Raw genomic sequence first — 24,958 nt, forward strand, 5'->3', positions numbered from 1 at the left:
CGGGTTGCCCTCACCCTAGCCCTCTCCCTGTATGTACCGGAGACATGGTGGACGGGTGTTCGGAGACATGGTGGACACTTTTTAATAGACACATTGCTCATCACCGAGGAGATGACCTGTGTCCTGGGAAGAGGTGTCCACCGTGCAGCTTCGTTCAGAATTCGTGCTTTTGGCTCGGCAAGAAGGGGCCAATGTTCGGCAGCTTTGCCGTCGATTCAATATCAGCCCAAGCACTGCCTACAAATGGCTCAGCAGGTTTGAAAATCTCGGTGCGCAAGGGTTGATCGATCAGTCTCGACGACCAAAGACGTCACCCAAACGCTGCGCTGAAGAGGTTGAGCAGCAGATTTTGACCCTGAGTCAGGAGTACGCCGCTTGGGGCGCTCGCAAGCTCAAGCGTGTGTTGGAAGACGACGGCAAAGTGATGCCCTCTGTCAGCACCGTGCATGCGGTTTTACAACGTCATTCGCGGGTTGATCCAAAGGCTGCCGAGGTCAAACCGTTTATCCGGTTCGAGCACGAGGAGCCCAACGATCTTTGGCAGATCGACTTCAAGGGCCATATCAGCCTGAGCCACGGACGTTGCCATCCGCTGACGATACTGGACGATCACTCGCGGTTCTCACTGTGCATCGCTGCGTGCGCCAATGAGCAGCGCCGAACCGTCCAGGAGCAACTAATGCGGGCCTTTCGGCTCTACGGTCTGCCTCTGCGCATGACGATGGACAACGGTTCGCCATGGGGTGACCAGACCGGCGTTTATACCGCGCTGGAGGTCTGGCTGATGAGCCAGGGCATCAAGGTCGGCCACTCCCGACCTTATCACCCGCAAACCCAGGGAAAGCTGGAGCGCTTCCACCGCAGCCTGAAAAGGGAAGTCCTGCAAGGCCATCCCTTCACCGATCTGGACGATGCACAACGGGCGTTTGATATCTGGCGTGAGATTTACAACCAGAAGCGTCCGCATCAAGCGTTGAACATGCAGGTTCCTGCTACTCGCTACAGCAGCAGCCCACGGGAATATCAGGAGCAACCGGCGGCGCCGGAGTACGACGATGGGGATGTGGTCAGGAAGGTTCAGGTAAAAGGAGAGATCTACTGGAGGAACCGTGAATACACAGTCGGAAAGGCTTTTCACGGGAGGTCAGTAGCTATCCGGGAAACGACGGAGGACGGCATCCACGATGTCTACTGGAGTAGACATCGTATCGCCCGGATCGACTTGAACTTGCAGATCGTTACGGCAGGTAAGAAGATCTAAAACCGTCCACCATGTCTCCGAACATGTGTCCACCATGTCTCCGGTACATACACTCCCAGAGGGGGAGGGAACTGACCGGGTTGTTTGTTCGGGTTACACCGACCTGAAAGATCAAGTCGAACTCAGGTTTTGAACAGCACTCGGTCTGCTCCCTTTCCCCCTCGCCCCCCTGGGGGAGAGGGCTGGGGTGAGGGGGTAGGCTCTTGATCTTAACCGCGATCGCGAGGAATCAAACTCTGCAACTGCTGCGCCAGAAAGTTCGCATCAAACACAAACGTATCCGGATCCTTCAGCCCATTGGTCTTGCGCCACTGCCACTCACCATTCGCCAATCCCACCAGCGAAATGCTGCCATAACGCGCCGCCGTCAACCCCATCACCGCCAATGAAATCTGCCCGCCACTGCCCATCACATCCGGCACAAACTCCACCGGTTTGCCGGCAATCACAATGCTCAGCTTTTCTGTTTTGAAGGTCGAGGTCTCCACCGGTGTGCTCGGCCCGAACGCGACATAAGACTCGCGACTCACCTCCAGCAGATTCGGCGCCTGCACCGGTTCCAGCCATTGCTGAATATCGCCGAACAGCGCGGTAATCCGTGAGGCCCATGTCGCCGATTGCGTCTCGAACAGTTGTTTCTTGTGCGCTTCGCTCTCGGCGTAATGACGGAGCATCTCGCCCAGTTGTTGTACGTCGTCCATAGCGGTGTTCCTCGGAAAGGACCTGCAAAGGTTGATAGTGGCAGATACCAGCCCCGGCGTACGTTTAACCTGCACCCGCCCCGATAAAGCACCATGACACTTGCGTGAAAGATCAGCGGTACAGTCACTTGTCGCTGGCATCGGATCGCGAACAAAAGGACACTCCGAGTACGCTCGACACTGTCATTTGCCTGAGGACATCCAATGCGCACCATCGGCCTGATCGGCGGCATGAGCTGGGAATCCAGCGCCGAATACTATCGACTCATCAATCAGCAAGTCCGTGATCGTCTCGGCCCGTTGCGCTCGGCGCAATTGCTGATGTACAGCGTCGATTTCGGCCCGGTCGAACAGGCCCAGCACGCCGGGCGCTGGGACGATGCCGCCGCGATTCTGGTGGACGCCGCGCGCCGGCTCGAAGCCGGCGGCGCCGAATGCGTGGTGCTGTGTACCAACACCATGCACAAGGTCGCCGAGCAGATTCAGGCAGCGATCAGCATTCCGTTTTTGCACATTGCCGAACCGGCCGCGCAGGCAGCTCTGGACATCAATGCTCGCACCGTCGGTTTGCTCGGCACGGCATTCACGATGGAACAGGACTTCCTCAAGCAACGCCTGATCGCTCAGGGTTTGACCGTGTTGGTGCCGGACGAAGCCGAGCGCAAAGACGTGCACCGGATCATCTACGACGAACTCTGCGTTGGCGTGATCAGTGAACAGTCGCGACAAATCTATCAGCGGGTAATCGAATCCCTCACCGCGCGTGGCGCGCAGGCGATCATCCTCGGCTGCACGGAAATCGGCATGTTGGTCAAACCCGAACACAGCGCCCGGCCCCTGCTCGACACCACCGAGCTGCATGCGCAGTCGGCGGTGGCGTTCGCGCTGGGCGACTGAGTCAGATTTTCGGGCGATTGCGCAGGCGGGCCATGCTCAGGGTGTCGACCCACTGCCCGTCGCGCACCGCGTAATCGCGAAACAGGCCTTCGTCCTCGAAACCGAATTTGCGGTAGAGGCCGATGGCCGCTTCATTATCGGCATAGACCGTGAGTTCGACGCGATGCAGGTTCATCCAGTTGTCGGCGACCTCCAGCGCCGCCGCCAACAACTTCGAGCCCACGCCTTTGCCCTGCCACGCGACCGCGACGCCCATGCCGAAACTGCCAGCGTGCGCCCGACGCATCCGCGAATACGCCTCCAGCCCTAGGTTGCCGATCACCACGCCTTGATGCAACGCCACCAGTTTCACCGCGCGTTCGTTGTCCGCCAGCAGGCGTTGGCGCCAGACTTCTACGGACTGAAACGGCATCTGCAACACCTGCCGCGCCACGACCGGATCGTTGTACAGCGCGGTGATGCCTTCGAGGTGGGATTCGTTGAAGCGTTCGAGGTGGATGGCGGGGTTGTGGTCGGGCATGGCGGATCCTTCCTGGATCGATGTGTGGCTGATCACTCTAAACCGATAAACCGCTGTCTGGCGAATATCAAAATGTGGGAGCGAGCCTGCTCGCGAAAGCGGTGTGTCAGGCAACAGAGAGTTGAATGTCAGATTGCTTTCGCGAGCAGGCTCGCTCCCACAGGTGATTGACGTCAAGGCTGAAACCATTCCCGACGTTCGTTGAAGGTATGGTGGATGAGGTCGGTCAAGGTTTGGACTTCGCTGATATTTTGCGAGTCAGCATTGACCGCCAGCCACGCCTGCAATTGCATAGGCTCCTCGAACAGCCCCGGCAGTGCGATCAGGCCTCGATCAAACCGGCTCATATACGCCGGCAACAAACCAATGCACGCGCTGCAGCGAATCATTTCCAGCATCAATTCATAAGACTGCATCTGCACCACACCGGCCAGGCGCTGTTCGACCAGTTCATTCCACGGGCGGAAGCTGTCGATCTGCCGGTCATGCTGCCATTGCACCAGCATGAAGTCGGCGAGGTCGTCGGGGGTGTCCGGGCGGGCGGTGACGCGGGAGTAGCGTTTGGCGATGTGTGGCAGGTAGTCGAGGCGCGCCAGCGCTTGCGGTTCGCTGGTGGCGAAGGTCGGGCCGGGGTGTGGGGTTTCACCGTTGGCCAGCCACAGCACAATGTCGGCGCTGACCGCACGCAGCGACAATTCACTGTCCAGCGCGATGATTTCCAGGCGTACGCTGGCGTTGCGGCGCAGCAGTGCGATGAGATCGCGACCGAGGATGTCGTGGAGGATCGATTCGGCCACGGCGAGACGAATCAGCGGTTGTTCGATCACTGGGAGTTTGCGCTCGTTGGCCAACGTAACCAGTTTGGCCTGGAGTTGCTGGCCTTCGCGGGTGAGGCTTAGCGCGCTGCCGTGGAAGCTGAACAGCGTGTGTTGCAGTTCTTGTTCGAGCTGCGCGAGTTGTTTACGCAGCAGGGTCGAGCGCACGTTGAGGCTGCGCGCGGCTTGCATGAAGCAGCCGCAGCGGGCGCTGACCAGAAAGTATTGGGCGACATCGACATCGATGGTCGCGGCGTGTGCGAGCCACGGTTCGCTGTTGTCGTGTGGCCAGCGGTAATCGGTGGTGCCCGGTCGTCCTGCGGGTTCGGTGAATGACATCGATGACTCCCTGTCGATCTTTGTATTTTGGTGGCTTCCAGCACTTTCCAACTATTTCTGAACCTAGTGGAGAACCTTGTGGGAGCTGGCTTGCCAGCGATGAGGCCGGCACATCCAACTTCATTTGTGCCTGACACCCCGCCATCGCTGGCAAGCCAGCTCCCACAGTGGTTTTGTGGTGAAAGTGAAATCAGCGTTTTTCCTCCAGGACTTTGTTGAGCTCGGCACCGTCAATGCTCAATGTCGCGGTGTTGAGCATGCCGTCCAGATACGCCTGGGCAATCTGCTCCTGTCGCTGTGCACGCAAGGCCTGGGTCAGTTGATCGCGCAGTTCATCGAGGGTCGCGGTGCGCATCGGTTGTTGTTCGGTGAGTTTGATTACGTGGAACCCGGCGGCGCTTTGGACGGGGTCAGAGACTGCGCCAACCTTGAGCCGCGCCACCGCGCCACGCACTTCCGGGACGAGTTGCTGCAACGGTTGCAGACCGCTATCGCCACCGCGTTCAGCGGTGACACGATCCTGAGAATACTGAGTCGCCAGCGCGGCAAACTCCGCCGGCGTCGCCTGCGCTTTCTTGCTCAGTTCAAGCGCCTGCTTGCGCACCGTTTCAAGCGTCTGCGGATCATTCAACCCAAGAAAAATCTGACTGACCCGATACAACGCCGGCGTCTGCCAGTTCGCCTTGCCGGCTTCATAGGCCTGCTGCAACTCGGCTGCACTCGGATAATCCGCCGGCACTTCGCTGACCGAACGCAAGTAATCACGGAAGACAATTTGCTCAGTCGCCGCACGGGTCTGCCGGGCAACCTCCGGCCGCTGCGCCCAACCCTGCGCATCCGCCTGCTCCAGCACCGCTTTCTCGGCCAGACGCGTGCGAATCCAGCGTTCCAGCGCCTCACGATTACCGCGCAATTGTTCGCGGGTTTGCGGCGGGACTGTCGCCAGCAACGCCTGCAATTCATCAGGCGAAACCTGCTGATTGCCCAACCGCGCCACCGCCGGCCCCGTTGCAACCGTCGCCAGCGGCGACGATTGCTGGGCGGCGACCGGGTCACTGCCCGGCCGCACCACCAGCGCCACGGCCACCACCAACAGCGCCACAGCGGCGGCGCTGATCACCATGGCAGGCTTTTTCACAGCGCGACTTCCTCTTGCTCGGCAACGGCGACTTTCGCGGTCTGCGCTTTGCCGTTCTGGGTGAAGTCACGCAGATAAACGATGAATTCCTGTAGCAGGCGATCCCACAATTCAAGGTTGCCGCGCAAGTGATCATTGCTCACACCCGCCGCCACCACCACGTCCATCTCCATCACCAGAAACTCGCCCTGCAACGACAACCGCGCAAACCGGCGGCTCGCGTTCCACTGCTCGGCCACACCCTGTGGCAACTCACCCTGCACCCGCAGCGCACAGCTGAAAGTGAAATCGACGTAACTGCCCTGCTCCACCGCCGGATTACCGAAACGCACGGCGTAACCAATGCCCTGACTGGCGCTGAGCAACTGAACAATACCGTTCTGCTCGGTTTCGTTGACGCGATAACCCGCAGCTTGCAGGACTTCGGTCAGAGATTTTGGCGATACGTGGCTGATCAATTGAGTCATTACTTCTTCCTTGTCTATCAGTGCGAGAGCGCAGCTTGCGGCGCGTCGAATTGAGTCTTGTAAAGGTCATCACCGAACCCCTGGGCCAGTTCATCGAACTTGACCCGGGCGCTGCCCGCGAAGGGCTGGCGGATCTTCATCACCTCGGCCACGTCGATGTTTTCGTAGGCAGTGAGGATCTGTTTGGCGACGCCGTACATCTGCTGATTCTTGACTGAACATTGCTGCACTTGTGTGTCACGTTCAGCCAATTGCGCTTGAAGCTTAGACCGTTCTGCCTCTTTGGCACGGGCCATGACCAGCAACTCGTCATAGGCCTTTTTGAACTTGCCGGTCTGCTCGGCACTGGCCGCCACTTGCGCCTGCGCCTGGCTGTGCAGGCTCTGTTGCTGCCCGGCGAGCTGGTCGGCAACGCCTTTGGCCTTGGCCAATTCAGCGCTCAATTGCTTGATTTGCGCCTGCGCAGCCTTGGCCTCATTCTGCGCCGCCAGTTGCGCGGCGCTGGCCTGGGCCTGCTGACTTTGCAGGGCCTGCAACTGTTGCGTGGTGCTGCGCAATTGCGTGCGCAGGCGTTCTTCCATGCCTTCGGCATGCGCTCCAGTGGCGATCAAAAGCCCGAGCCCGAGCCACACAAATCGCGTTTTCATAACCCTCTCCCGGCGCCTTAGAAGCGCGTGTTGATCTCAAGCTGCAAGACGTCGATGTCAAACGGCGCGCCGTACACCGCTTCGGTGCTCATCCAGCGACCGGTCGCATAGACGTTCTTCGCCAGACCGTAGTTGCCACCGATGAAATAACCCTTGGCGTTGGTGCCGCCAAGGTGGAACGACGAGTCGTTGAAACCGTCCGGCAAGGCGTCGGGCTGGATGTATTTGTAGCCAGCGAACATGTTCCAGTCGCCCTGCTTTTTCAGGTCCAGCGCGCTGCCGAGGGTGAACTGCACCATCCACGCGTTGGCGCCGCTTTCGATGTCGCCGTTGCTGTCGAGGTTGTTGACGATCTGCCCGGCCGAGCGCTTGCGCATGTCGCCTTCGTCGTAGGCGAGGTTGTGGATGTAGTTACCCTGGCTGCGCAGTTTGAAATCTTCCGGCAGGTCGGCATCCCACACCACGTTCAGATCCAGCAGATTGAATTCGGAGGCGAGACCGACGTATTGCGGCTGCGGTGTGGTGGTCGGGTTGAGCGGGTTCGGCGTGATGTCGCGCAGCAGGAACACACTGTTGCCCTTCTGCATGAACGCTGCGCGGCTGCCGTCGCTGTCGCAACCCGGCGCGCCGGCCCACGGTTCGCAAGGGCTGGAGCGCTGGCCTTGAATATCGTCGAAGCGGTAGTAAGCCAGCGCGCCTTTCAAGCGGTTGTTACTGTTGATCGCCCATTTGGCGCCGATCTGCGCGCCGTACAACCACTTGTTGTCGCTCTCTTCCTTGTCGAAGCCATTGCTGCTGGCGGTGTCGTTGGTGTAATCCACCGGGAACGCGCCGACGGTGCCGAACACGCCCCAATCGCGGTTGAGCTTGTGGTCGAAAATCGCCGCGACGCCGTCGAAATTCAAGTCGTTGGAATAGAGCATGTCGGTGGACATGAACGGGTTGGCGAAACGCCCGCCGGTCAAGGTCAGCTCATCGGTCGGCTTCCAGTTCAGGTAACCCTGATCGAGCCAGATGTCTTTCTTGGCGAAGCCGCCGCCGAGGCTTTGCGTGGTCGACACCGGGTTGTTGTCCGAGCCGGTGCCGATGCGGATACCCGCAGTCCATTGCGGCGAAATCTCGGCTTTCATGCCCAGCCGCGCGCGGATGCGGAACTGGTTGGTGCGGTCTTCGCGGGTGTTGAGCAGCGGCGGCAGATTGGTGCTGCTGTTGGGGTTTACGTCGTACGGGCCGTTGTTGTTGAGCTTGGCGAAGTCGACGATCTCGTTGCTGTTGCTGTCCGAGTAGTAGCGCGACTCGTCACGCAGACGAATGTCGCCGTCGAAACTGATGCGCGCCGCCCATTCCGGGAAGCTGTTGGGCGCGGCCCAGTTTTCCTGTTTGGCGGTGGCCATGACTTCGGCTTTGACCTGATCGCGGATCTGGTCACGCACCGCTGCCGGCACGTATTGCACGCGGACATCGCCCGGCGCCGCCACTGGCCCGGCGGCCACGGCGGTGGATGCCGCAGCCTGTTTTGCCTGGGCCGCTTCGTTCTGCGCCTGAGCGATCAGTGCGTCGGCCTTGTCCTGCTTCAGAATGCCCTGCTCGACCAGCAAGCGGATCAGATTGATCGTGGCGTTCTCCGAGGGCGCAGGCGCTGCCACGGCCTGACCGACCAGGGTCGCAATGACCATGCCGACCGCCAAGGACAATCGATTCACGTTGGAAATCATCTGCACACAACTCCTTTTGGCAAAGCTTAAATAAATTTATTAACCCGGACGCCGCCCTTGCAGGGACAGGCGCACAGGCAAAGTGATGGAGGCCGGTGGCCGTTCGCTGAGGGCCGGGGCACCGCGCAGCGCCGCCAGCACCTGGGTATCGATTTCGGGATTGCCGCTGGACTTGATCAGCTCGACCCGGGTGATTTCGCCAACACTGCTCAGCCAGATATCGGCCTGCAGCGAAAACGCGAGGTTGCGCAGCTCGGGGTTCTCGCGCAGCAAACGCTGGAAGGTGAACGCCAGAAACTGGCTGTACGTCCCCGTGCCCAGACGCCCGCCGCCAGCCCCGGCCATGCCACCACCCTTGCCCGCGCCGATGTTGAACGCGTCGTTGCCGGACTGCGCATCGCCGTCCATTTGCATCGGGTTGGCCAGATCGTCCACCGGTGATGGCGGTGCTTCTTCCTCGGGCTTGACCTCTTCTGGTTCGGGGGTTGGCTCCGGCTCGACGACTTTTTCTTCGACCGGAGTTTCCGGCTCCGGCGGTTTTTCCGGCGGCGGAGGTGGCGGTGGCGGCAACGGAATGATCGTCGGCACCTTCGGCGCTTCGCGGCGGATACCGCTCATGTCGTTGGCCCACTGCCACAGGAACCACGCAGCGAGCGAGCCGATGAGCAATCCGGCGCTCCATTTCGCATAACGCAGCGCTGGTTTTTTCACCGGCAGCGGCTCGATCGGGAGTTGTGCGGTCATGACTCAGCCCTGACTCGGTTTGCCGGTCACAAGACCGACCTGGGACAGTTCGAGCCGGCGCAACAGGTCCAGCACTTCGATGACTTTCTGGTACTGCACCGTCGCGTCGCCGCGCACGATCACCGGGAAATCCGGGCTCTGCGCCTTCTCGATGCGCAGCCGCTCTTCGAGCTCGGCCAGGGTCACCGGATAAGCGTCGAGGAACACCTGGCCGCCGTCGTTGACCGAAATCGCCTTGGTCTTGGCCTCGGACAGCGACACGGAGGCGCTGGCCTTGGGCAAGTTGATCTGGATTCCCGAGACCTGCGCGGTGGCGGTGAGGATGAACATCACCAGCACCACCATCAGCACGTCGACCAGCGGGGTGATGTTGATGCTGTCCACCGCTGCATCTTCGTCATCGTCGTGGGAGGCATTTACAGAAGCCATGTCAGTGCTCCTCAGGCCGGTACGGAGTGGTTGGCGTGATGGCCGCGCTGGTGCGACGCCTCACTGAACTGGCTCTCGCCGTGCATCTCCGCCAGACGGGTGATGAACTCGTCGACGAACACGCGCATGTCAGCGCTGACTTCCTTGTTGCGGGTGATCAGCCGGTTGTAACCAAACAGCGCCGGGATCGCGACGAACAGGCCCATGGCGGTGGCGAGCAACGCGGCAGCCATACCCGGAGCGATGGCGTTGATGTTGACGTCGCCGGCCATCGCGGTGCCGAGGAACACCACCATGATCCCCAGCACGGTGCCGAGCAGGCCGATATACGGGCCGCCGGCGATGGCGTTGGACAAGGTCGAGAGTTTCGAACTCAGTTGCTGGTTTTCGCGGGTGCGCACGCCGTCCATGGAGCAGCGAATGGCTTCGATGGTCGCGGCGGAAACCGAGGAGGTATCGGCGCCCTGCTCGCGACGGGTGCGGATCTCTTTCACCGCCACCAGGTACAGGCGCCACAGCGACGAATGCTGCAAACGCTGGGCGAGTTGCGCATCGTCGGCGAACATCTCCAGACGCGTGCCGACCTTGGCGAACTGAACGCGGAAGTCTTCGTTGGCGGCGCTGACGCGACTGAGGCTGCGGTTCTTGCGCAGCATGATGATCCACGACTGGAACATCATCAGCACCAGCACGGCGATGATCACCCAAGCGTCGATTGGCACCGCGTTAAGCAGGAAGCCGAGGCTGCCGAAACCGAAACCGGACTGTTCTTCGTCGACACCGTAAGCCACCAGTTTCGACTCGGCACCTTGCGAGGTGGCGTCGGCCAGCAACAGCGCTGCCGGGCGTGAAACTTTCGACAGGCGCAATTCATCGATAGCGCCCACGAACGGCTGGAACGGGCCTTCGTGTACGTCAGCGCCGATGGCCATGACCGAGTTGAATGCCGGCATCGCCTGAGCGAGCGTGGCCGCTTCGCGACCGTTGATGAACAGGGTCACTTTGGAACCTTCAGCGGTCAGCGCGACATGCTGCCATTGGCCCGGATTCAGCGCTTGTGTGGCGACGGCACGTTGACCGTCGATTTCAACAAACGGCACACCCTGGTTCGCACCGACCAGCAAGCTATTAGCGCCCTCACGACGGGCGAGAATCAGTTGTTCGCCACTGGCCTGATCCAGACGCAACCACGCACTGAAGGTGAACGCACTGCCCGCATTGTGTTGCAGCGAAGGACTGGCCGGCAGCAGCAACGGCTGGCCGCTGAACTGCAACGCGCGCCCTACTACGCCGTCAATCGCCGCGCCGGTCGCGCTCTGTGCGGTATTACCGTAGGCCGTGGTGTCTTTGGCCGGCGTGCCGGTGGCGCCGTCGAAGTGATACAGCGCGGTGTAATTCGGGTCGAAGGTCAGTTGGCCGTTGCCGGTCGCCGGGGCCTTCTGATTGCCGTAATACATCCAGATGTCCTGACGCTGACCGCCCTCGACATTCGGCACATCGACCCAGATCAGCGCCATGCCCATCAACGCGTCGAAACTCTCGATCTGGTGGTTGAGCACGGTTTTGTCATCGGCCGCGACGAAGCGCAGGTCCGAGCCGTCCTCTTTCACCCCGTCGAAGGTGAAGTTGCCGGTGTGCAGGCGTACCAGCAGCGCAGTGCGGCCGAGCGCCTGATTGATGCCCGCGCCTTGTGGCGTGGTGTCGACGGCGATCTGTTTGCGGTAATGCCAGTCGTCCTGCCACCAGGCCTGAGCCGTGGCCGGGAGCACGAAGCCCAGGCAGATCAACAACGAAAGAATGAGGCGCTGCATGAACGTGCTCCTTTAGAAAGTGGCTTGAAGGTTGAAGTGCAGGCGCGATTCCTGCTTCGAGGTGTTCGGCCCTTCGAGTAGTGGGTAGCCCCAGTCGAGGCTGCCGGACAGCCATTTGCTCAGGCTGGCGCGGGTGCCGAGGCCGACGCTGGCCAAGGCGTAATTGGCGTCCTGATCCGGCAGCTCGTCGCGCAGGTAAAGTTGCGCGCCTTCGGCGAAGGCATAGAAACGCCAGTCCTGCATCCACGTGCCGGCGTACTTGGCCAGCGACGGCGTGCGCACTTCCTGGCTGAGCAGCACGCCGTCATCGCCGGTACGTTCGGCGGCCAGATAGCCGCGTACTGAAGTGGCGCCGCCGGCGGAGAATTGTTCGTTGGAAACCAGCGGCCCGGACGCGAGTTGGAATGCGGCTTTGCTTGCGCTCTGCCAGTCGCTGTCGAAGGTCCAGGTGTAATTGGTGTCGCCCTTGAGCACGGCGAAACTCGGTTTGGCGCGATAGCGTTTGTAGTCGAAATCTTCGTCGGAGCTGCCGTAGCCGAAAATGCTACGGGTGGCGGCCACGAGGCTCAGGCCGAGGCCGAGCTGGCTTTTCTCGCTGTAGCGATAGCCGTTGTAGGCGAAGGTGAACGGCGCGTATTGCAGTGGGACTTTGTCGCTTTCGCCGGACAGGGTCAGGCGTTCGTCGAAGTCCTTGAAGTCGATGCCGGCCGACAGCGAGTTCGACCAGTTGCCGCTGGAGGGCAGCGTGTAGATCGCCGAGACGCCATAGGAATGGCCCTTGCCGAGCACGTTGCTGCCGCCGATGGTGGCGACGTTGCTGTCGGACTGGTAACCGGAGAACTGCACGCTCCAGCGATCGGTCAGCGGCGCCGTGTAGGAGCCGGACCAGACCTTGGCGTTGTCGGTGTCCTGCGGCGCGGTGAAGAACGTCAGGTTGACACTGTGGCCGAGTTGCCAGAGGTTGTTGTAGCCGAGGCTGGTGACGGTGCGCAGTTTTTCGGTGTCGGCGCTGTAGTCGTTGTTGAGACCGACGCTGGCGGTCCACGGGTTCTGGTCTTCGACCTGCAGATCGACGTCCATGGTGCCGGGGCGCAGACCTTCGCGCACCAGCGGCATGACTTGCCGACCCGGGGTTTTGTTCAGTTGCGCCAGTTCGCCCTGAACCTTGGCGAAGTCTGGCACCTCGCCTTCCTTCAGCGCCGGGACGTCGTCGCGGATGTCCAGCGGCGAATAGTGTTTGGCGCCGACCACACGCACGCGGCCGACCTTGGATTCGCTGACTTGCAGATAGACGATACCGTCGGCGACGGCTTGCTCCGGCAGCTCGACGAACACCGACTGATAGCCGCGTTCCTGATAGGCCTTCTGCAAGGCATCCCGTGCGCCTTCGATATCCGTGAGGGCTTTTTGCGGGCCGAGGAACGGGTACACCGCTTCTTCAATCGCCCGCGCATCGAGCACGGTGTTGCCGCGCACGAAGTATTCGTTGACGTCGACCAGGCGCTGCGCCGCTGCGTTATCGGCAGCCTCTTCGGCCAATGCCGGCTGCGCGCCCGCCGTCACCAGCAGCCAGCCCCACAGCGCCAGCCGTGACTTGAAAATCGGTTCCACACTACCCCCTGAATTCGCGATGACCTGTTGGCGTTTTGAACGCCGCGTGTATGGCGTCAATTGCTGGCTGTGGTGGCGCAGGCGTGTTTGCCCAGCCACGTGTGCAAAAGCGCGAAGTTCAGCGAGAACTCGGGCATTTGCAGCAGCGCGCCGCAGAACACTTCGCCGATGATTTTTTGAATGAGCAGCACCGCACGCGGCTCGTTGAGCAACGTGGCGATGTCGCGACTGAGGGCGTTGAAGCTCCAGACTTTCTGGTTCAGGCCAAGACCGACGAACCAGCGGAACAGCAGGTTGTAATTGAGTTGTTCATACAGTTGCTGTTCGCTGGGCACCGAATACAGCAGTTGCAGGAGCAGGATGTGCATCACCGTTTGCGCGGGAATCAGCATGCCCGGCTCGGCATTGAGGTCGTGCAGGAGCTCGCGGTGGGCGTCGAGCAAGTCGTCGATCTGCGGGCGCAGCAACACCAGCGAATGGCCCGGCGGAATGTAGCTCGACACCTCTTTCAAGGCGCCCTGCCAGTCATCCTGCGAGACGATCCAGACCCACGGCGCGCCGTAGCGATACACCGAAACCGGCTTCTTGCGCGCGGCTTCGACGATCTTCGACAAGCGTTGATCGAGTTCCTGCATGCCCACTTTCGAGTAGCGTTCCATAGTCCCCATTGCCTCACTCCCGGCGTCCCGCCTCGGCTTGTGAAAAGCGCCCCGTTGGGCTCCTCAAGCGCGTTACATAGGCATGACCGGACTGGCGATGTGCTACCGAACTTTTGTCATAAAAGCTTCATTACAGAATTTGGCAATGAGATGGGACATACATCGAGAACCCTGTGGGAGCGGGCTTGCCAGCGATAGCGGTCTGTCAGCGAAGTAAAGGGTTGCTGACATGACGCCATCGCTGGCAAGCCAGCTCCCACAGGGTTTTGCAGTGTTTGTGTGATTTGGGGTCAGGTGTAGACGGGCCAGGTGTCGACGATTTTGCCGCCGCGCACGGCGAGCAGATCGCCGAATTGCAGAAGTACGGCTTCGGTCTGGGCCGGGCGCAGGAAGACTTGATCTTCGATGGTCAGGCCCACGGCGCTGGAGCCGTTGACCATTTCCTGATTGGAGCTGCGGCCATACACGCCGTTGCTTTGCAAACCAACGGGCGATTCAAACTCGGCCATCCAGTTGCCGCCATAGATGAAAAAGGTCTGGCGCTGATTAGTGTCCCACCACGAGAACAGTTTTGACTTGTCATCCAGCGCCGGGATGTTCACAGACCCGGTACTTTTTAGAACTGGCGTGGCGATGTAGGTCGCGGGGACGTGCTCAGTGAGCGATGGCAAATCATAGTGCGTCGGTTTGAGCATCGCCGTGCCCACCGACACTTCCGTGCTGAGCTTTTCGTTTTCGTGAATGCGATAACTCGGGCTGCCAGCGGCATTCAGGCACAAACCGTTATGCCACAACGCGGGAAACTGCTGCCGGGTGAAATCGACGCAACGCTGATAAATCACCATGACCTTGGCGAACAGTTCCTCGGGGGAACCGAGAATGCCCGGCACACCCATGCCCACGAACGGGTCGTAACCCATGAACCCAGCGAATTCCAGATGCTGTGGATTGGCGCTGATCAGCGTGAGCATCTGCCCAAGGACATTCACATCACTGACGCCGCCGCGATGCAGGCCGACATCCAGCTCGATGTTGATGCGCATCCGTGTGCCCAGCCCTTGAGCGAGCGCAAGGTATTGCTGCAAACGTTCGGGGCCGTCGAGCAACCATTGCAGTTGTTTCGCGGGATCGAACGGGCCTTTGTGGGTTTGATAGAACAGCTCAGCCGAACGCACCGGCAAGGGCTTGCCGAGCAGAATGTCGGACTGCGCAAACACCTGCGCATCGTGATTGAGAAACGGCTGATGGAACGACATCAGCTTCTGCGTCCCGGCACGTTGCGCGATGTAGCTCAATAACCCAGGCGATGGCAGTGACTTCTCTACCAACCGTAACTGTTTGCCGCCACGCTTGACCGATTGCATCACCACATCGATGTTGTGATCGAGCCGATCCAGATCAATCAGCAGCACCGGACGCATCGGACCTTTACCCTTCAACTCATTGTTCAGCGCACGAAAATAATCGTCGTACGGCGCGCCGCGATCCCCCGGTCGCAGCCATGCGCCAACGCCGGCCAACAACGCGCCAACCCCCAACGTGCCGAGCAGAAAATTGCGCCGATTGACTGCCATCAGCTCACCCCCAGAATCGACGACAAATGCGCATTGAGAAAGCGTCCGCTGGGGTCCAGCGCCTGGCGCACATCAACAAATTCGCGCCAGCGCGGATACAGCGGCTGCAGGTTTTTCGCGTTGAGCGTGTGCAACTTGCCCCAGTGCGGGCGGCCGTTGTACTTCCAGAAGATCGGCTCGACCGCCGCGAAGAAGTTGTGATGATCCATCTGATAATGCTGGTGCACCGAGATCGAACAGCTGTCGCGGCCCTCGAACATGCTCAACGGAATATCGTCAGCCTTGACGTAGCGGTACTCAATCGGAAACCAGGTGCACAGATCCTTGTCCTGAATCAGCTTGAGAATCTCACGCAGGCAAGCAGGGCCATGTTCGGCGGGCACCGAGTATTCCATCTCGTTGAAACGCACGGTGCGCACGTTGGCGTAGATGTCGAACGAGTCGCCGACGCGATCATCGAAACTGGCCAGATGGCGCAGGCTGTTGAGCAGCGTGCGGCGCAGGTCGGGGAAGTCGCTGGCGTACTTGTCGATCTTCTCGATCAGGGTGACGAACTCGTTGCCGCCCTCTTCTTCCGGGCTGATCGGCGGCGTGGCCGGGTCGTCGGTTTCGTTGAGGGCGATCGACAAGGCGTAGTCGGAATGGGTGACGACGAGCATTTCCCAGTGCTGGTTTTCACGGGTGTTCTTGTCGAGGTCTTCGAGCAACTCTTCGGTCTTGGCGATCCATTGGCGCTCGCGCAGGCGATAGGCCGGGCGGTTTTGCAGGCGGATTTTTGTTGCCACACCGAGTGCACCTAGGGAGACGCGGGCAGCGTTGAATACGTCAGGGTGGCGCTGGCTGTCGCAGTCGAGCACCTCACCACTGGCGGTGACCAGTTGCATGCCGCAGACATGTGCCGAGTAGGACTGGAAGTTTTTGCCGGTGCCGTGAGTCGAGGTTGAAATGGCTCCGGCGAGGGTCTGGTAGTCGATATCGGCCATGTTCTGCAAAGCCTGGCCGATGTCTTTCAGCGGCTGGCCCATGCGCGACATCGGCGTGCCGGCGGCAAACTCGGCTTGCAGGGTTTTCGCATCATGATCAAGCAAACCGTTGAAGTAGCTCAGTGACAACAGCGTGCCGTCGGTGGGCACCAGCGCGCTAAAGGAATGCGCCGAACCGACCGGGCGGATCTTGCCTTGTACCTGCTGGATCACGGCCACCAGCTCATCGAGATTCTTCGGTGCCAGTCGCGCCGCCGGCAGGCAACTCTGCCCGCCCGACCAGTTGCGCCACGGAATCAAGCGTGGCGCCCGCAGCAATTGGCCCAATGCCGGACTGCTCGCCAACGCACTGAACGCGCCGACGATGCTTGCCCGTTGCAACAACTGCCGCCGTGTCAGATCCATCGTCATGCCGGGCACCTTATTGTGGGAGGGGCTGGTCGGCCATGAAGCCGATCAATTGCAGGAACTGTTCTTCCGAGCACTCGACGCACTGGCCCATCGGCGGCATGCCGTTGTAGCCGTTGATGGCGTGGTCGAGCAGCGTGTCGGTGCCCTGCCGGATGCGCGGTTCCCAGGCTTTGCGGTCGCCGGTGAGGGGTGCGTTGGCAGCGGGGTTGGCGTGGCAGAGCCGGCAGCTGTTGGTATAGATCTGCGCCAGCGCCGGGTCTTTGGGCGTGGCGTTGCTATTGACGCCGGCCGGGGGTTTGGAGTCTTCGCCGCAGCCGGGCAGCGTCATGGCCAACGCCATCAGTAAAGTCAGTCGGATTGCCCGCATAACGGCCTCGCTTATTGTTGTGCTCACACCTTAAGGCAGCGGCTGCAACGGCTTGAGGGCATTGCGGGACAGCGAGGGGGGCAAACGGGGCCAGCCAGGACTCGCCTCGGGATCGGCTATAGACACAAAACCCTGTGGGAGCTGGCTTGCCAGCGATAGCGGTGTGTCAGGCAAGGAAGATGTTGAAAGTACCGGCCACATCGCTGGCAAGCCAGCTCCCACAGAGTTCGCGGTGTTGCCAGCCCTTTCTGCTCTGCGCCTTTGCGTGACATTCGGGTGACATTTGCGGGTTTAAATTGCGGCGCATTCAGGCGTATAACCTGTACAGACTTTTTGATCTGCATGCGGACATCAACACGGGGTAGCGACATGACCACAGCAAACATCCTTGGCAATCTGTTCCCTTCTGTCAGCGACATCCCGGAAAAATACCGCCTCGACGGTCAGGTCGAGCAACGCGAATATCTGGTCGACGGCCAGTTGCGCCGCTGGGACGGCCCGCTCGCCACCGTGCGCAGTCCGGTCTATCTGAAAGGTGAGAATGGCGACGAACAAGTGATACTCGGCAGCACGCCGCTGCTCGACGCCGACACCGCGCTCACCGCCCTCGACGCCGCCGTGCGCGCCTACGACCGTGGCCAGGGTCTGTGGCCGACCATGCGTGTAGCCGAACGCATTCAGCACGTCGAAGCGTTCCTCGGCCGCATGCGCCAACAGCGCGATGCCGTGGTGAAGTTGTTGATGTGGGAAATCGGCAAGAACCTCAAGGACTCGGAAAAAGAGTTCGACCGCACCTGCGATTACATCGTCGACACCATCAATGCGCTCAAGGAACTCGACCGCCGCTCCAGCCGTTTCGAGCTGGAACAAGACACCCTCGGCCAGATCCGCCGCGTGCCACTCGGCGTCGCCTTGTGCATGGGCCCTTATAACTATCCGCTGAACGAAACCTTTACCACGCTGATTCCGGCGCTGATCATGGGCAACACCGTGGTGTTCAAACCGGCCAAGCTCGGCGTGCTGCTGATCCGTCCTCTGCTGGAAGCGTTCCGCGACAGCTTCCCGACCGGTGTGATCAACGTCATCTACGGCAGCGGCCGCGAGACCGTCAGCGCGCTGATGGCCAGCGGCAAGATCGACATCTTCGCCTTTATCGGCACCAACAAAGCCGCCAGCGACCTGAAAAAACTCCACCCGAAACCACACCGCTTGCGCGCCGCGCTGGGTCTGGACGCGAAGAACCCGGGCATCGTCCTGCCGGAAGTCGATCTCGACAATGCCGTCAGCGAGGCGGTCACCGGGTCGCTGTCGTTCAACGGCCAGCGCTGCACGGCGCTGAAAATCCTCTTCGTCCACGAAGATGTGGTCGACAGTTTCATCGAAAAATTCAACGCCAAACTGGCCACGCTGAAACCGGGCATGCCGTGGGACAGCGGTGTGTCGCTGACGCCACTGCCGGAATCGGGCAAGGTCGACTATCTGCACGGTCTGGTGGCGGATGCGCGCAGCAAAGGCGCCGAAGTGGTCAATCCGAATGGCGGCGAATCCCGTGAGTCGTTCTTCTACCCGGCGGTGCTGTACCCGGTGAACCCGCAGATGCGCGTCTATCAGGAAGAGCAGTTCGGCCCGGTCGTGCCCATCGTGCCGTACCGCCATCTCGATACCGTGATCGACTACGTGCTGGAGTCGGATTTCGGCCAGCAGTTGAGCATCTTCGGCACCAACCCGGTGGCGGTCGGCCGTCTGGTTGACACCTTTGCCAACCAGGTCGGGCGGATCAACCTCAACGCGCAATGCCAGCGCGGCCCGGACACTTACCCGTTCAATGGTCGCAAGAATTCCGCCGAAGGTACGCTGTCGGTGCACGATGCGTTGCGGGTGTTCTCGATCCGTACGCTGGTGGCGACCAAGTTCCAGGACAGCAACAAGGACCTGATCAGCGAGATCATTCGCGGGCGTGATTCGAGCTTCCTGACCACCGATTACATCTTCTGATCGACTGTCACCGGGATCGTGAATAAGCAAAAAGGCGACGGCATCCACTACTGATCCAAAGTCGCCAAGCGCCCGGCAAATCAGTGTCTACACTGATGCCAGCACTGTGCTGGATGCCGGGAGCTTGACCATGCTGGATTACTTTGCGTTAGGGGTTTTGGTGTTTGTCGGGCTTGTGCTTTTTTACGGGATCATCGTGTTGCACGACATTCCCTATGAAATCGCCGTGCACCGTAACCATCCGCACCAGGATGCGATCCATGCCACTGGCTGGGTCAGTCTGTTCACGCTGCATGCGCTCTGGCCGTTCCTGTGGATCTGGGCAATGGCCTATCGAGAAGATCGCGGCTGGGGGTTCGGTGACGGCAAATCTGTGCAAAACCATGTGGTTCACCTGGAGCAACAGGTGGTCGAACTGCAAGGTCGCATCGAACGACTCGAAGCGCTGAACGCCACTGCCCCCCACAACCGGGAGGGCTGAGCGCCATGGATTTGCTCCTTATCCTGACTTACGCCGCTTTCTGCGTCGCGCTGTTCAAGATCTTTCGCATCCCGCTGAACAAATGGACGGTGCCCACGGCCGTACTGGGCGGCATCCTGCTGATCGGTGCCTTGATTTTCACCATGAACTACAACCACCCCTACTCCGAGGTGGCGCGCACTTACTTCGTGTCTGTGCCGGTAATCCCCATCGTCAGCGGCCAGGTGATTGACGTGCCGGTCAAGGGTAACGAACCGCTGGAGAAAGGCGATGTGCTGTTTCGCATCGACCCCACGCCGTTTGAAAACCGGCTGAAATCACTCAAGGCGCAACTGGTCGCTGCCAAGGGTGATCGCTATCGCATCACCGAACTGATCCGTCGCAATTTCGGCACCCAGCGTGAATTGGATGCCGCGATTGCCCGCACCGATGATCTGCAGGCGCAACTGGATAACGCACAGTTTGAACTGGACAACACCACCATCCGCGCGCCGAGCAAAGGCTTCGTCACTCACGTGTCCTTGCGGCCGGGGATGATGGCGAGCAAGTTGCCGTTGCGTCCCTCAATGGTGTTCATTCCCGAGGAAGGCCAATACTTTGCCGCGTGGATGCGCCAGAACAGCCTGCTGCGCCTGACCGTGGGTGATGAGGCGGAAGTGGCGTTCGACGGCATTCCCGGCAAGGTCTTCGCCGGTCGGGTGAAGAATGTCATCGGGGTGATTGCCGAAGGCCAAGTGCAACCGTCCGGTACTTTGATCGGCTATACCGGTTCGCCGCCCGCCGGGCGTGTGCCGGTGATCATTGAAATTACTGATCCCGACTTCGCTCAGTACAGCAAGCTGATGCCGGGCGGTGCCTACGGGCAGGCTGCGTTGTACAGTCAGCACTTCCACCATATTGGCGCGATGCGCAAAATCCTCCTGCGTATGGCAGCATGGATGAATTACATTTTCCCTTTCCATTGACCTGAACCGCAATCACGAGAGGCCCGCACTGAGCACTTACAGCACCCATCGACTTCCGCCCTTGCTGCGCCGTGTATTGCGTCCGTTGCTTGATCCTTATCGACGTTACCGGCACGCGCGGCTGATTCATGCGGTGCGCGTGGCCCTCGGCTTGCTGGCAACGATCCTGCTGACCACCGGCATCAACCTGCCCCACGGCGAATGGGCCTCGGTGACCATGCTGGTGGTGATCGGCGGTTTGCAACATCACGGCAACATCGGCAAAAAAGCCGCCGAACGCGCCACCGGCACGTTGATCGGTGCCGGCGTCGGTTTGCTGCTAGTGGCGCAGCAGGCGTGGCTCGGCATGCCGTGGCTGACGTATTTTGCGATGGCGGTGGTCTGCGGTTTCTTCTCTTATCACGCGATTGGCAAGGGTGGGTACACCGCCCTGCTTTCGGCGATCACCGTGTTCATTGTCGCCGGACATGGCGACAACCCGATCACCGATGGGTTGTGGCGCGGGGTCGATATCTTGATTGGTATTGCGCTGGCGCTGGCCTTCTCCTTCGCCCTGCCGCTCTACGCGGTGTATTCGTGGCGCTACAACCTCGCCGATGCCCTGCGCGATTGCGCCACGGTGTACGGGCGGATCATCAGCGGTCAGCCGGTCAGCGCCGATGAGCATTTGAAATTGATGGGCCGTCTCGGTGCGGTGATGGTGCAGTTGCGTTCGCTGATGCCGTCAGTGTCCAAGGAAGTGAAGATTTCCATGACCGAACTCGACGCGATTCAACGCAATCTGCGCATGTGCATCAGCACATTGGAAATCCTCGGCAACACGCGACCGGATGCCAATGATCCAGAAGCCATGGCCCATCTGCAATCAGCGCTGAAGGCCGAGCACCGGCAGATTCGCGTGCAACTGATCGGCATGGCCCGAGCGTTGAAAACCGGCGCTTCGCAGCGCCTGGACAAGCCGCTCGAATTGCCAGAAGCCAACCTCGATGCGCCGGTTTACAGCACGCTGGGTGGCTACCGACTGTTGACCCGGCAACTGGCGAGCAACATTGCCGAGATGCGCCAGCGTCTGGCGAAAACCGCAGCGCACTGGAACATCTGAGGGTTACTGCGCGGCCAGTCGCCGGCTCTTCAGGCCCCAGCCCTGTTGCATCCCGGCGGCAGCCAGCAGGATCGCCGCCACGCCGAGCCATTGCAGGGTTTCCAGGCGATGGCCGAACGCGAACCAGTCAACGAAGATCGCGGCAATCGGGTAGATGAACGACAGAGCGCCGGTCAACGCGGTCGGCAATTTCTGAATCGCGCCGTACAGCAGCACATACATCAGGCCGGTGTGAACGATGCCGAGCGTCACCAGACTGGCCCAGGCACTTGGCGCTTGCGGCAGCGCACTGAAATGCGCGAACGGCGCCAACAGCAAAATCCCGGTGCATACCTGAATCAGCGCGATCAGATGCGGTGGCGTGCCGGTCAGGCGCTTGATGATCAGCGCGGCAATCGCATAGAGAAACGCCGCACCCAACGCCAACGCGATCCCCATCAGATAGTCGTTGCCGCTCTCGCCCTGAGTGCCGTGGGCACTTACGATCGCCAACATGCCCATGAACGAAATCGCCAGCCAGAATAGCTTTTGCAAAGTGATTTTTTCGCCGAGAAACAGTGCCGCCAACCCGACCAGCATGAACGGCTGAACGTTGTACACCGCCGTGCCGATGGCAATTGAAGCGCGGGAGTACGAGGCAAACAACAGCACCCAGTTACCGACAATCGCCATCCCGCTCAGCACCGCAAGCAAAAATGTGGTGCGGGTCAGAATGCCCGGGCGCAGAAAGCCGAAAGCGGCGCAGATCAACAGCAAGGTGCCGGCGCCAAACACGCAGCGCCAGAACACCACGTCCAGCACCGGTTGCCCGGAGACCAGCACAAACCAGCCGATCGTCCCGGAAATCAGCATGGCAGCGGTCATTTCGAATGAGCCGCGACGGATTGTGTTGTCCATCATCTATCTCCTGAGTGTGTGTGAAAAGTATGCCTAACGAACGCGCAGGCGCTCCAGCACAAAAAGCAGGCTAAACTCGGAATCTGCCTTTTTTATCGTGGGTAGTTTTCATCAATTGCCTAATGCTGGAGTTTTTTCATGACTGACGATATTGATCAGATCCTCATCGGCGCGTTGATGGAGGATTCGCGGCGCTCGCTCAAAGCTCTGGCACAAATCAGCGGACTGTCGTCACCAAGCGTGGCCGAGCGTTTGCGTCGACTGGAAGAGCGCGGCGTGCTCAAGGGCTACACCGTCGAGATCGACCCGAAATGCTTCGGTTACCAATTGCAGGCTATCGTCCGGGTGCGGCCACTGCCGGGCCAGTTGCAAGAGGTCGAACGGCAGATCCTGTCGATTCCCGAATTCACCGAGTGCGACAAGGTGACGGGCGAGGACTGCTTTATCGCACGCCTGCATGTGCGTTCGATGGAACAACTGGACACCCTGCTCGACCGCCTCAATACCTTGGCCGAAACCAACACCGCGATCGTCAAGAAGACGCCGGTCAAGCGACGTTTGCCACCGATGGCCTAAGTGCTTTTTCCGCACGTTCGGCGTAGATTGAGGTTTTTCCGGCGAAGGATTGGCGGTATGAAAGTTCAGGCAATGATGCTGAGCGCATTAGTGTTGAGTGGTTGCGGGACAGTGCAAACGGTCATGCGCGACGACCAGGTCGCCGTGGATGATTTGAGATCGAACAAATCCTATTGCGGGGCGGTGCCGAGGATCTACAGCGGCGTGATGTATGACTTCTGCAGTCTGCATGCGCCGATAGACCAACGTAACAAGTACAACGCCGCCCTTCCTGGCTGGGCGATTGATGCTGTAGCGTCCGGGGTACTCGACACCTTGTTGCTGCCCTACACCGTCTACAAACAACAGACTGAAGGCAGCATCGTGATCAATTGACCCGCTTCGGGCATGCGCTCATTCAGCTTTCCAGCAGACAACAAAAAACCCGCCGAAGCGGGTTTTTCGTTATTTCACAGTCAGCAATCAGTCGTCGCGGCTCATGATGCCGAAGATCTGCAACAAGCTGATGAACAGGTTGTAGATCGATACATACAGGCTGATGGTCGCCATGATGTAGTTGCGCTCACCGCCGTGGATGATGGCGCTGGTCTGGAACAGGATGCACACCGACGAGAACAGCACGAAACCTGCGCTGATCGCCAGTTGCAGGCCGCTGATCTGGAAGAAGAAGCTCGCCAGCGTTGCACCCAGCAACACGAAGAAACCAGCGGTGATGAAACCACCGAGGAAGCTCATGTCCTTGCGAGTGATCAGCACGTAGGCCGACAGACCACCGAACACCAGCGCGGTCATCGCGAACGCCGAGCTGACCACTTCAGCGCCGCCCTGCATGCCCAGGTAACGGTTGAGGATCGGGCCGAGCAGGAAACCCATGAAACCGGTCAGCGCAAAAGCGGACACCAGGCCCCACGCGGAATCACGCAGCTTGTTGGTGAGGAAGAACAACCCGTAGAAGCCGATCAGCACCACGAAAATGTTCGGGTAGCCAACACGCATCTGCTGAGCGACAAAAGCCATGACGCCGCTGAATGCGAGGGTCAGAGCCAGTAGGCCGTAAGTGTTGCGCAGGACGCGGCTAACCTCTAGCTGCTCAGCCTGCACGCTGTTATTAACTGCGTAATCCTGTTCGCGCATGGCGACACTCCTGTTGGTTTGAAACGTTCAGTCGCAAAGATCATAACAGACGCTCTGTAACAAGCCATGCAGAGAGTTTGACAGTGTGTTTCATTCAGGTATTATGGCGCCCGCAACGCAACGGAGGTGTGGCCGAGTGGTTTAAGGCAACGGTCTTGAAAACCGTCGACTGTAACAGGTCCATGAGTTCGAATCCCATCGCCTCCGCCATCTTATGTACGACAAAGCCCTGATTATTCAGGGCTTTGTCGTTTCTGGGGTTTGAGATTTCCGCCGAGCTTATTGAAGCGTTACAAAACTTTCTGATACGCGTTACAAAACTTTCTTGTTTTTCTCCCTTCTCTGGCGTTCTGCCAAACGTAAAACACTCTTCATGTAACACGGTGCTACGCTGGGTTCTTTCACGGAGGAAACCCCATGCCGAATTCAGATCTGATCCCTTCCCTGCTCTACAAAAATCAATGAGAACCAACTCGCTCTAGAAGCCACCATCATGGAGCTTTCGAACTTGGTCGAGCAGCGTGGTTCTGCCGATGTTGCCGAGAACGTCCGCGGCGCACTCTGGGCGATCGACAAGAACGAAGAATTCATCAAGATGACCTTGGCTGTATTGATGACGCCCGACTGACAGCTCGTCGTTTCACCCTCGCTCACCTGTCGCACCTCGATTACTGTACATGCATACAGCATTGGTACAGCGAACTCAGCGGCATGAATTT

Annotated in this window: 25 protein-coding genes, 1 tRNA gene and 1 pseudogene; 10 read left to right on the forward strand and 17 right to left on the reverse strand. The window is 59.9% G+C overall.

Going from position 1 to position 24,958, the window contains the following annotated elements; translation table 11 throughout:
- Positions 1 to 118: 118 nt before the first annotated feature.
- Positions 119 to 1,261 carry an IS481 family transposase gene (locus ACZ0A4_RS09970; RefSeq protein WP_463573905.1) on the forward strand — a complete coding sequence of 381 codons (1,143 nt, stop codon included), beginning with the start codon at positions 119 to 121 and terminating at the stop codon, positions 1,259 to 1,261.
- Positions 1,262 to 1,470: 209 nt separating this feature from the next.
- Here the strand turns inward: ACZ0A4_RS09970 and ACZ0A4_RS09975 are convergent, their stop codons facing one another.
- Positions 1,471 to 1,962 carry a hypothetical protein gene (locus ACZ0A4_RS09975; protein ID WP_463574396.1) on the reverse strand — a complete coding sequence of 164 codons (492 nt, stop codon included), beginning with the start codon at positions 1,960 to 1,962 and terminating at the stop codon, positions 1,471 to 1,473.
- Positions 1,963 to 2,166: 204 nt separating this feature from the next.
- Between ACZ0A4_RS09975 and ACZ0A4_RS09980 the strand changes: the two genes are divergently transcribed.
- A complete protein-coding gene (locus ACZ0A4_RS09980; protein WP_463574397.1) occupies positions 2,167 to 2,859 on the forward strand; it encodes an aspartate/glutamate racemase family protein in 693 nt (230 codons plus the stop codon).
- A 1-nt stretch (position 2,860) separates the two neighbouring features.
- On the opposite strand, the gene ACZ0A4_RS09985 is transcribed toward ACZ0A4_RS09980, so the two are convergent.
- From ACZ0A4_RS09985 to ACZ0A4_RS10050, 14 genes are all read right to left on the reverse strand, one after another.
- The gene (locus ACZ0A4_RS09985) at positions 2,861 to 3,379 is read right to left on the reverse strand and encodes a GNAT family N-acetyltransferase (protein WP_463574398.1); all 519 of its coding nucleotides are present in this window, start codon (positions 3,377 to 3,379) and stop codon (positions 2,861 to 2,863) included.
- Positions 3,380 to 3,552: 173 nt separating this feature from the next.
- Positions 3,553 to 4,533: a LysR family transcriptional regulator gene (locus ACZ0A4_RS09990; RefSeq protein ID WP_463574399.1), complete on the reverse strand. Its 981-nt coding sequence runs from the start codon at positions 4,531 to 4,533 to the stop codon at positions 3,553 to 3,555.
- Between the two features lie 190 nt (positions 4,534 to 4,723).
- Complete coding sequence (locus ACZ0A4_RS09995; protein WP_463574400.1) at positions 4,724 to 5,671, reverse strand: peptidylprolyl isomerase; 948 nt, start codon at positions 5,669 to 5,671, stop codon at positions 4,724 to 4,726.
- Positions 5,668 to 6,138: a YbjN domain-containing protein gene (locus ACZ0A4_RS10000; protein ID WP_134177130.1), complete on the reverse strand. Its 471-nt coding sequence runs from the start codon at positions 6,136 to 6,138 to the stop codon at positions 5,668 to 5,670. The genes ACZ0A4_RS09995 and ACZ0A4_RS10000 overlap by 4 nt, the downstream gene beginning before the upstream one ends.
- Positions 6,139 to 6,155: 17 nt before the next feature.
- The gene (locus ACZ0A4_RS10005) at positions 6,156 to 6,785 is read right to left on the reverse strand and encodes a DNA repair protein (RefSeq protein ID WP_463574401.1); all 630 of its coding nucleotides are present in this window, start codon (positions 6,783 to 6,785) and stop codon (positions 6,156 to 6,158) included.
- 17 nt (positions 6,786 to 6,802) lie between these two features.
- A complete protein-coding gene (locus ACZ0A4_RS10010) occupies positions 6,803 to 8,500 on the reverse strand; it encodes a putative porin (protein WP_242209060.1) in 1,698 nt (565 codons plus the stop codon).
- Positions 8,501 to 8,539: 39 nt separating this feature from the next.
- Positions 8,540 to 9,244 (reverse strand): energy transducer TonB family protein, encoded by a 705-nt coding sequence (locus ACZ0A4_RS10015; RefSeq protein WP_463574402.1) that lies wholly within the window; start codon positions 9,242 to 9,244, stop codon positions 8,540 to 8,542.
- A gap of 3 nt (positions 9,245 to 9,247) precedes the next feature.
- On the reverse strand, positions 9,248 to 9,673 hold the full coding sequence (locus tag ACZ0A4_RS10020) for an ExbD/TolR family protein (RefSeq protein WP_007915482.1): 426 nt from the start codon (positions 9,671 to 9,673) through the stop codon (positions 9,248 to 9,250).
- 11 nt (positions 9,674 to 9,684) lie between these two features.
- Positions 9,685 to 11,484 (reverse strand): DUF2341 domain-containing protein, encoded by a 1,800-nt coding sequence (locus ACZ0A4_RS10025; RefSeq protein WP_463574403.1) that lies wholly within the window; start codon positions 11,482 to 11,484, stop codon positions 9,685 to 9,687.
- Positions 11,485 to 11,496: 12 nt separating this feature from the next.
- Entirely contained in the window at positions 11,497 to 13,095 is a 1,599-nt protein-coding gene (locus ACZ0A4_RS10030; protein ID WP_463574405.1) for a ShlB/FhaC/HecB family hemolysin secretion/activation protein, read from the reverse strand.
- 56 nt (positions 13,096 to 13,151) lie between these two features.
- Positions 13,152 to 13,763: a transposase gene (locus tag ACZ0A4_RS10035; protein ID WP_463574406.1), complete on the reverse strand. Its 612-nt coding sequence runs from the start codon at positions 13,761 to 13,763 to the stop codon at positions 13,152 to 13,154.
- Between the two features lie 281 nt (positions 13,764 to 14,044).
- Positions 14,045 to 15,253 carry a DSD1 family PLP-dependent enzyme gene (locus ACZ0A4_RS10040; RefSeq protein WP_463577527.1) on the reverse strand — a complete coding sequence of 403 codons (1,209 nt, stop codon included), beginning with the start codon at positions 15,251 to 15,253 and terminating at the stop codon, positions 14,045 to 14,047.
- Positions 15,254 to 15,327: 74 nt separating this feature from the next.
- On the reverse strand, positions 15,328 to 16,656 hold the full coding sequence (locus ACZ0A4_RS10045) for a D-arabinono-1,4-lactone oxidase (RefSeq protein WP_463577529.1): 1,329 nt from the start codon (positions 16,654 to 16,656) through the stop codon (positions 15,328 to 15,330).
- A gap of 76 nt (positions 16,657 to 16,732) precedes the next feature.
- The gene (locus ACZ0A4_RS10050) at positions 16,733 to 17,089 is read right to left on the reverse strand and encodes a c-type cytochrome (protein ID WP_463574407.1); all 357 of its coding nucleotides are present in this window, start codon (positions 17,087 to 17,089) and stop codon (positions 16,733 to 16,735) included.
- Between the two features lie 369 nt (positions 17,090 to 17,458).
- Between ACZ0A4_RS10050 and ACZ0A4_RS10055 the strand changes: the two genes are divergently transcribed.
- From ACZ0A4_RS10055 to ACZ0A4_RS10070, 4 genes are all read left to right on the forward strand, one after another.
- Positions 17,459 to 19,084: an NADP-dependent glyceraldehyde-3-phosphate dehydrogenase gene (locus tag ACZ0A4_RS10055; protein WP_064391032.1), complete on the forward strand. Its 1,626-nt coding sequence runs from the start codon at positions 17,459 to 17,461 to the stop codon at positions 19,082 to 19,084.
- Between the two features lie 130 nt (positions 19,085 to 19,214).
- Positions 19,215 to 19,565: a DUF3302 domain-containing protein gene (locus ACZ0A4_RS10060; RefSeq protein ID WP_463574409.1), complete on the forward strand. Its 351-nt coding sequence runs from the start codon at positions 19,215 to 19,217 to the stop codon at positions 19,563 to 19,565.
- A gap of 5 nt (positions 19,566 to 19,570) precedes the next feature.
- Positions 19,571 to 20,530, forward strand: coding sequence for an HlyD family secretion protein (locus ACZ0A4_RS10065; protein WP_463574411.1), 960 nt, complete (start codon positions 19,571 to 19,573; stop codon positions 20,528 to 20,530).
- 61 nt (positions 20,531 to 20,591) lie between these two features.
- Positions 20,592 to 21,632 carry an FUSC family protein gene (locus ACZ0A4_RS10070; protein WP_463574413.1) on the forward strand — a complete coding sequence of 347 codons (1,041 nt, stop codon included), beginning with the start codon at positions 20,592 to 20,594 and terminating at the stop codon, positions 21,630 to 21,632.
- Positions 21,633 to 21,635: 3 nt separating this feature from the next.
- Here ACZ0A4_RS10070 and ACZ0A4_RS10075 read toward each other — a convergent pair whose 3' ends face one another.
- A complete protein-coding gene (locus ACZ0A4_RS10075) occupies positions 21,636 to 22,529 on the reverse strand; it encodes a DMT family transporter (RefSeq protein ID WP_034156510.1) in 894 nt (297 codons plus the stop codon).
- 138 nt (positions 22,530 to 22,667) lie between these two features.
- On the opposite strand from ACZ0A4_RS10075, the gene ACZ0A4_RS10080 reads away from it, so the two are divergent.
- Together ACZ0A4_RS10080 and ACZ0A4_RS10085 are read left to right on the forward strand one after the other, a co-directional pair.
- Positions 22,668 to 23,105, forward strand: a complete 438-nt coding sequence (locus ACZ0A4_RS10080; RefSeq protein ID WP_064381847.1) for an Lrp/AsnC family transcriptional regulator — start codon at positions 22,668 to 22,670, stop codon at positions 23,103 to 23,105.
- A 57-nt stretch (positions 23,106 to 23,162) separates the two neighbouring features.
- Positions 23,163 to 23,480, forward strand: a complete 318-nt coding sequence (locus ACZ0A4_RS10085) for a YceK/YidQ family lipoprotein (RefSeq protein ID WP_463574414.1) — start codon at positions 23,163 to 23,165, stop codon at positions 23,478 to 23,480.
- An 87-nt stretch (positions 23,481 to 23,567) separates the two neighbouring features.
- Here ACZ0A4_RS10085 and ACZ0A4_RS10090 read toward each other — a convergent pair whose 3' ends face one another.
- On the reverse strand, positions 23,568 to 24,239 hold the full coding sequence (locus tag ACZ0A4_RS10090) for a Bax inhibitor-1/YccA family protein (protein WP_008081508.1): 672 nt from the start codon (positions 24,237 to 24,239) through the stop codon (positions 23,568 to 23,570).
- A 122-nt stretch (positions 24,240 to 24,361) separates the two neighbouring features.
- Here ACZ0A4_RS10090 and ACZ0A4_RS10095 point away from each other — a divergent pair.
- Together ACZ0A4_RS10095 and ACZ0A4_RS10100 are read left to right on the forward strand one after the other, a co-directional pair.
- Positions 24,362 to 24,449 (forward strand) — tRNA-Ser (locus tag ACZ0A4_RS10095).
- Between the two features lie 207 nt (positions 24,450 to 24,656).
- Positions 24,657 to 24,867: pseudogene (locus ACZ0A4_RS10100) on the forward strand (hypothetical protein).
- Positions 24,868 to 24,958 lie beyond the last annotated feature (91 nt).

Source organism: Pseudomonas sp. AC172 (assembly GCF_979258595.1).